The following is a 5,121-nucleotide window of genomic DNA, read 5'->3' as shown; positions in this document are numbered from 1 at the left end:
CTCGACTCCAGTCGCGGCTCCGATTCCGGCATCAGGCCCGGTCGACATCGACCTCGCGACCCTCCAGGCGGCGAACGACAAGACCAAGGGCAGGGGCTAGGACGGCTCAGGAGCCCGTTCCGGGCTTCTGGGAAACCCACAGGCGCACCGGTAGCGGTATGGACGCCTCCGCCCCCGCAAGCCCTCGCCGAGCCTCTACAACGATGCAGCAGACACCCCGTTTCTTGGGGATCGCTACGCTCACATCAGAATAGCGAAGCGGCGGTCCACACTACGGAATCAACACGCTGGTCGTTCGGTGATGCGGTGGCAGGCGACCGCTCTTTTCGGTCGCTCTCCTTCTTGTTCAAAGAGTTCAAAGGTTCGTCCTCTCTGGAAGGCTGATTCCACGGGCTATTACGGCGGTTACGCACACGTATTGCGGGCGAAAACACACGTATTGCGGGCCAAAGCACACAAATCACGGGCGTGATAACACAAACTAATCACACCTTGTGTGCTTTAAATGTGTGCTTTATATTGTGCCTATGGCGAGTACGATGCAGGCAATGGCCGATAGGCAGGGACACCCCGATCAGGTGGTGGTGGCGGGCGAGATCCTAGATCTGCGCATCGACAATGCGACCCTGAGCCTCCGAGCGGCGAAGGTGCTTCACCTATTGGTGCATGCAGCGGGCGCAGACGCCTGTCAGAACACTCGGCATTCGGTGCCGATCGCTGATCTGAACGACGCCTTCCATCTCTCGACAGGCGAGTTCATCGAGACGGCCCACGAGCTTGCCAGGACCGCCGTGGAGCTGCGCTACACCAACGAGCATGGGCGCAAGGTCGTGAAGGTCGGTCCCATGCTAGCCGATCTTGAGCGCGATCTGGACACCTACGGCGACGACGATCCGGCGATGATGTCGTGGGAGTTCTCGCCCGTGATGCGTGTGCTTCTATCGACCTCTAACCACTGGGCGGCGCTTTCTCGAAAGGCCATCCTCGCCTTTGAAGGACGTTACAGCCTGCGGTTGTACGAGTTGGTCTCGTTGCGCGGCGGGCTCAAGTTCAAGAAACAGGAGCGTTTCGACCTCGACGATCTCCGACGTCGGCTAGGCGTTGAACCCGACAAGCTCGTCGCTTGGGTCCATTTTCGCCAACGCGCGCTGGATCCGGCGATCGCCGAGGTCAACCAGTTGAGTGGTCTCGAGGTCAGCTACGACGTGGTGAAGACCGGGCGCAAGATCACGGGCGTCCTTCTACGTTGGCGCGAACTCGATCCCGCCGGACGTGCTGCTGTGTCCCGGGAACTGGAATCGGCTCGCGTCGGCCGGAAGGCACGACGGGAAGGCGTGGTGGAACAGATCGCCGACGCCGCACCCGTCGTCGCGGAGTTCCCGGCTCACGGCACGATCCGGTACACGCCGTGGGAGATGATCGCGAAGGCCAACCTGAAGGCACCCGCGCGCAACATCGATGAAGTCCAACGCGAGTTCGTCGCCTGGGCGCGAGCGCGCGGAAAGCCGCTCAAGGGCGAGCACGTCACGGCCATGTTTGCCGGCTTCTGCAAGCAGCAGAGCCCGGCGCCGTGATCAACCTGATGCTGGACCTGGCCGGTTACAGGACCGGCGGGGAAGTGACCGTCTGACGGGCGCCTAGGGTTACCCCTGAACACGTGTTAACACTACACCCTGAACGATCGTGAACGGGGTGAACGATGGCGACACTGACGATGGGGCAAGCGGCCAAGGAGACCGGCGTCAGCAAGGCCACCCTGAGCAAGGCCCTTAAGTCAGGGCGTCTCAGCTATGTCGCGAAGTCGACGGCCGGATACGAGATTGATCCGGCTGAACTGTTCCGGGTGTTCCCTCCGAAACCCTCGGCAACCGTTGAGAGTGAACGATCCGATACCCATCGTGAACACCTCCTTCTAGACGATGCCCATCGACGCGAGGTCCAGTTGCTACGGGAACAGCTGGACGAGGTCAGGACCGACCGGGATGCATGGCGCGAACAGGCTCAGCGGTTGGCGTTGGCGGCGCCCGAGACCATGCCCGTGCCACTACCAGCATCGACCGATGCACCCGCACCGAAGCGTAGCTTCTGGCCTTGGCGGCGCGATGGGTCAGGATCCTAGAGCAGCTCCGACGTGCTGCTTTGGTCGCCGAACAGGCATCTGGCGTTTGATGCCTTCGGCGCGATCTCTCTCGCGTCGGCGAGTCGGACCGATGTTGCGGCTACTGTCTGCACGAAGGCCGATCACGACGCCTTCATCACGCGCCTTCACCCCTCGGCCGTAGATTTCGACGATCCCCTCTGACGCCGCCTTGATCAGGTAGCCGTGGTTGTTTCGATCACTTTGGATGTCGATTGCCTCGGCTGCGCCTGTGATGCCGCCCGTTATTGTCTCGACCCATTCCCAGATCTTCAGGGTGAAATCATGGACACGGGTGGGGGGGATGTGGAGGCACCAGTGAACGTGCAGGTTGTGAGGGTCGCCAGGATCCATCGTCGTGAAGGGGACACCTCCTCGCGAGTTCTCGAAGGCGTACGACCACGTCGGCGCGAACGCAGGCCCGCACCCTTTGCGTGGGCGTCGAGCCCATTTTGCGAAGTGATTGGTGCGCAGACGAGCAAATGCTTCGATTGCGAGACGAGGGTCGATGTTGGTCGATGCGAAATTGATCGTGACCATGTGCGTGAACGGTAGACCGATCGCTTCGGCCTGACGCGGTGCGTAGTAGTTCGTCTGCGCTGCCTTTTGACCGATGGACCGGTTTGCTCTGCCAACCATCAGGCTTTGTCCGTACCGGGGGTATAAAGAACTAAGTGCATCCAGCGCATGGTAGCGTGTTAACACAGTTCCCTGTTTTCACACATCGGTTCCCTTTTTGTACGAGTCCCGGAGAGGGACTCGAGGGATCATGCGCCCATTCTCCAGCAGAAAAAGCGTCATGGATGTCACCCATTGAAAAGACCCCTCGACATTGATGATAGAAGTGTGCTTTAGAGCCGGCATGGATACGGAAGCCCATCAGACGGCCCCGGAACCCACACTTCCTCCGCCTTTGGTTGAGGATGGTCTGGTTTCCGTGACGGTGAAGGAGAAGTGGCAGGGAGCTGTGACCGATGGGTCGGGCTTCGTCGCTCTCCCGATGGCGCTGTTGCGTCTCCAGACGAAGCTGAAGCTGACCGCTACGGACATGTTGGTCCTGACCAACCTGCTCGCGCACTGGTGGAGTCCGGCGGACGGCGTCTATCCGCGCTCGACGACGATCGCGAAGCGGATGGGCGTGACGAAGCGCACGGTGCAGCGCTCGACCCAGAAGATGCTGAGCCAAGGGTTGATCACCCGCGAATTTCTCGATGATGGGCGGCGGGTCTTCCGCTTCGACCCTCTCGCCGCGCAGCTTGCGCGGGACTTGAATCTTTCCCTGCAACTCAAGGGAAAGGAGAGTTTGGACGCGTAGCTCAGGGAAGAGCGCGCTGGGATTTCTAAGGTATGGTCGTGGGTGCAACCCGGTCATACGCCTGGCGAGGTGCTGGTTCAACTCCAGCCGCGTACCGATAGCCAAACCCGGCCCCGGCAGATCCTGATCTGCCCGGGCCGCTTGGTTTTCAGTCTCCGGCGATCTGTCATCGTGATGCCGCTGTGCGGTCAGCATGATGCCCGGAGGGGTGCTTCTTCAGTCTCGTCCGGCATAGCCAGGATGAGGCCGCGCCAAAGGCGCGAGGGGACTCCGGGGATCCCCCCGGCCCGCTTTTTCTGTCATACCCCTCTTGGGGTGTGACAGAAAAAGACTAGCGGGTCGTCTTTTTCTGACGAAAAATCCGAATGGCATGTTCGCCCCCTGTTTTTGTCATACCTGAGCGCGTAGAATCTCGGGCATGTCGAACCTGGTCATGGCCCACATCAACGCGCTCAACATGCCCCTCCTGAAGACGGCGGAGACGCATGGCCGTCGTCTCGATGATGCCGCGAAGAGCCGCAAGGTTCGCGACGAACCGTCCCTGACGTGGGTGCCCGAGGGCGTTGACGGCGATCCGCTCGCGCTTCCCGATCGGCTGGCTGATCACGTTGCCGGCGCCTTCGTCCCGGAGGCCAAGGCGAAGGCGCTGCATATGCTCGTGAAGCTGCCGGATTCGGTGCCGGTCGAGACCGTGGAGCAGGCCGAGGCTGCGCTGGCGCTGGTCGTCCAGTTCGCTCAGGACACGTTCGGCGGACAGGCCGTGTTCTCGGCCCGGATGGACCGTGACGAGCGGTCTCTCAACAACGTCGATGTGTTCATGGCCCCTCGGTACGAGAAGGTCACGAAGCGGACGAGCAAGCCCGCCATGAGCTTGACCAAACACACGAAGGCCCTCGCCGCGAAGCACGGCATCGAGGATCGTGCCGACAGCGCGAAGGGCTCGATGCAGGCGCAGGGATCTGCGCTGCAGATCGAGCTGGCAGCTTGGCTGACGGCGCGCGGGTTCGAGGCTGCTCGCGGCGTGGAGAAGACGACCGTCGGCAACGATCAGGTGTCGCCCGAGATCGCGGGGCAGAGGATCGAGCTGGCGAAGGATCAGGCCAAGCTCGCAGATGACCGGGCCGAGTTCGCGACCTGGGCCACGGCCGAGGGCGTCGCGATCGTCGAGAAGTCGGCATCGGCCTCAGCCATGCTCGACGCGGCTCGTGTCGAGGCCGCGCAGATCCTCGCGGATGCCGAGGAGACTGCCAAGGCCGACGCGGCCCGCATCGCGAGCGAGAGCAAGGCCGAGGCCGATCGGCTGGCCGCAGCGGCGGTCAGGGACCGTGAGGCGGCTCATGCGGACGCCGTCCGCGCTCTCGCTACCGAGCGGAAGACCTTCAACCTCTCGCGGGTTCGTGCCGAGGTGAAGGATCGCCAGATCGCCACGCAGTCGACCCTGCTGACCGCTGTGATCGCCGAGCTGGAGCCGATCATCGCCGCATTCCGAAAGCTGTCGCCCACGATCAGCAAGCTGGTGGACCGCGACGGCTCGGTCGGCCGTATGGCCGACGCGGCCAGCGCGGCGATTGCCCGTGGTCGTGTGGCACTGAGCCGAGGGCCGGAGAATGCCTCGACTCCAGTCGCGGCTCCGATTCCGGCATCAGGCCCGGTCGACATCGACCTCGCG

General features: G+C 62.5%; 5 protein-coding genes and 1 tRNA gene. 5 read left to right on the top strand and 1 reads right to left on the bottom strand.

The features are described from left to right. The first annotated feature begins 539 nt into the window (after positions 1-539). Together IFS44_RS21370 and IFS44_RS21365 are read left to right on the top strand one after the other, a co-directional pair. On the top strand, positions 540-1,574 hold the full coding sequence (locus IFS44_RS21370; protein ID WP_192100113.1) for a replication initiation protein: 1,035 nt from the start codon (positions 540-542) through the stop codon (positions 1,572-1,574). Positions 1,575-1,699: 125 nt separating this feature from the next. Continuing rightward, positions 1,700-2,119 carry a hypothetical protein gene (locus IFS44_RS21365; protein WP_192100111.1) on the top strand — a complete coding sequence of 140 codons (420 nt, stop codon included), beginning with the start codon at positions 1,700-1,702 and terminating at the stop codon, positions 2,117-2,119. Here the strand turns inward: IFS44_RS21365 and IFS44_RS21360 are convergent. Then, positions 2,108-2,776: a hypothetical protein gene (locus tag IFS44_RS21360; RefSeq protein ID WP_192100109.1), complete on the bottom strand. Its 669-nt coding sequence runs from the start codon at positions 2,774-2,776 to the stop codon at positions 2,108-2,110. The genes IFS44_RS21365 and IFS44_RS21360 overlap by 12 nt on opposite strands. 223 nt (positions 2,777-2,999) lie before the next feature. Here IFS44_RS21360 and IFS44_RS21355 point away from each other — a divergent pair, with 223 nt between their 5' ends. From IFS44_RS21355 to IFS44_RS21345, 3 genes are all read left to right on the top strand, one after another. After that, the gene (locus tag IFS44_RS21355; RefSeq protein ID WP_192100107.1) at positions 3,000-3,452 is read left to right on the top strand and encodes a helix-turn-helix domain-containing protein; all 453 of its coding nucleotides are present in this window, start codon (positions 3,000-3,002) and stop codon (positions 3,450-3,452) included. Beyond that, a tRNA-OTHER gene (locus IFS44_RS21350) sits at positions 3,443-3,549 on the top strand. Before IFS44_RS21355 ends, IFS44_RS21350 begins: the two co-directional genes overlap by 10 nt. A gap of 321 nt (positions 3,550-3,870) precedes the next feature. Further along, the coding region (locus IFS44_RS21345; RefSeq protein WP_197977999.1) for a hypothetical protein at positions 3,871-5,121 on the top strand (1,251 nt) is incomplete at its 3' end.

Origin of the sequence: Sphingomonas sp. CFBP 13706, assembly GCF_014842355.1 — a bacterium.
Lineage (GTDB): Bacteria > Pseudomonadota > Alphaproteobacteria > Sphingomonadales > Sphingomonadaceae > Sphingomonas > Sphingomonas aerolata.
Note: the sequence above shows the minus strand (reverse complement) of the source record. Positions and strands in the feature narration are given on the sequence as shown.

Excerpts from the sequence above, each read along its gene's own strand:
- IFS44_RS21370 (WP_192100113.1), top strand. The coding sequence starts at position 540 with ATGCAGGCAATGGCCGATAGGCAGGGACACCCCGATCAGGTGGTGGTG.
- IFS44_RS21365 (WP_192100111.1), top strand. The coding sequence starts at position 1,700 with ATGGCGACACTGACGATGGGGCAAGCGGCCAAGGAGACCGGCGTCAGC.
- IFS44_RS21360 (WP_192100109.1), bottom strand. The coding sequence starts at position 2,776 with ATGGTTGGCAGAGCAAACCGGTCCATCGGTCAAAAGGCAGCGCAGACG.
- IFS44_RS21355 (WP_192100107.1), top strand. The coding sequence starts at position 3,000 with ATGGATACGGAAGCCCATCAGACGGCCCCGGAACCCACACTTCCTCCG.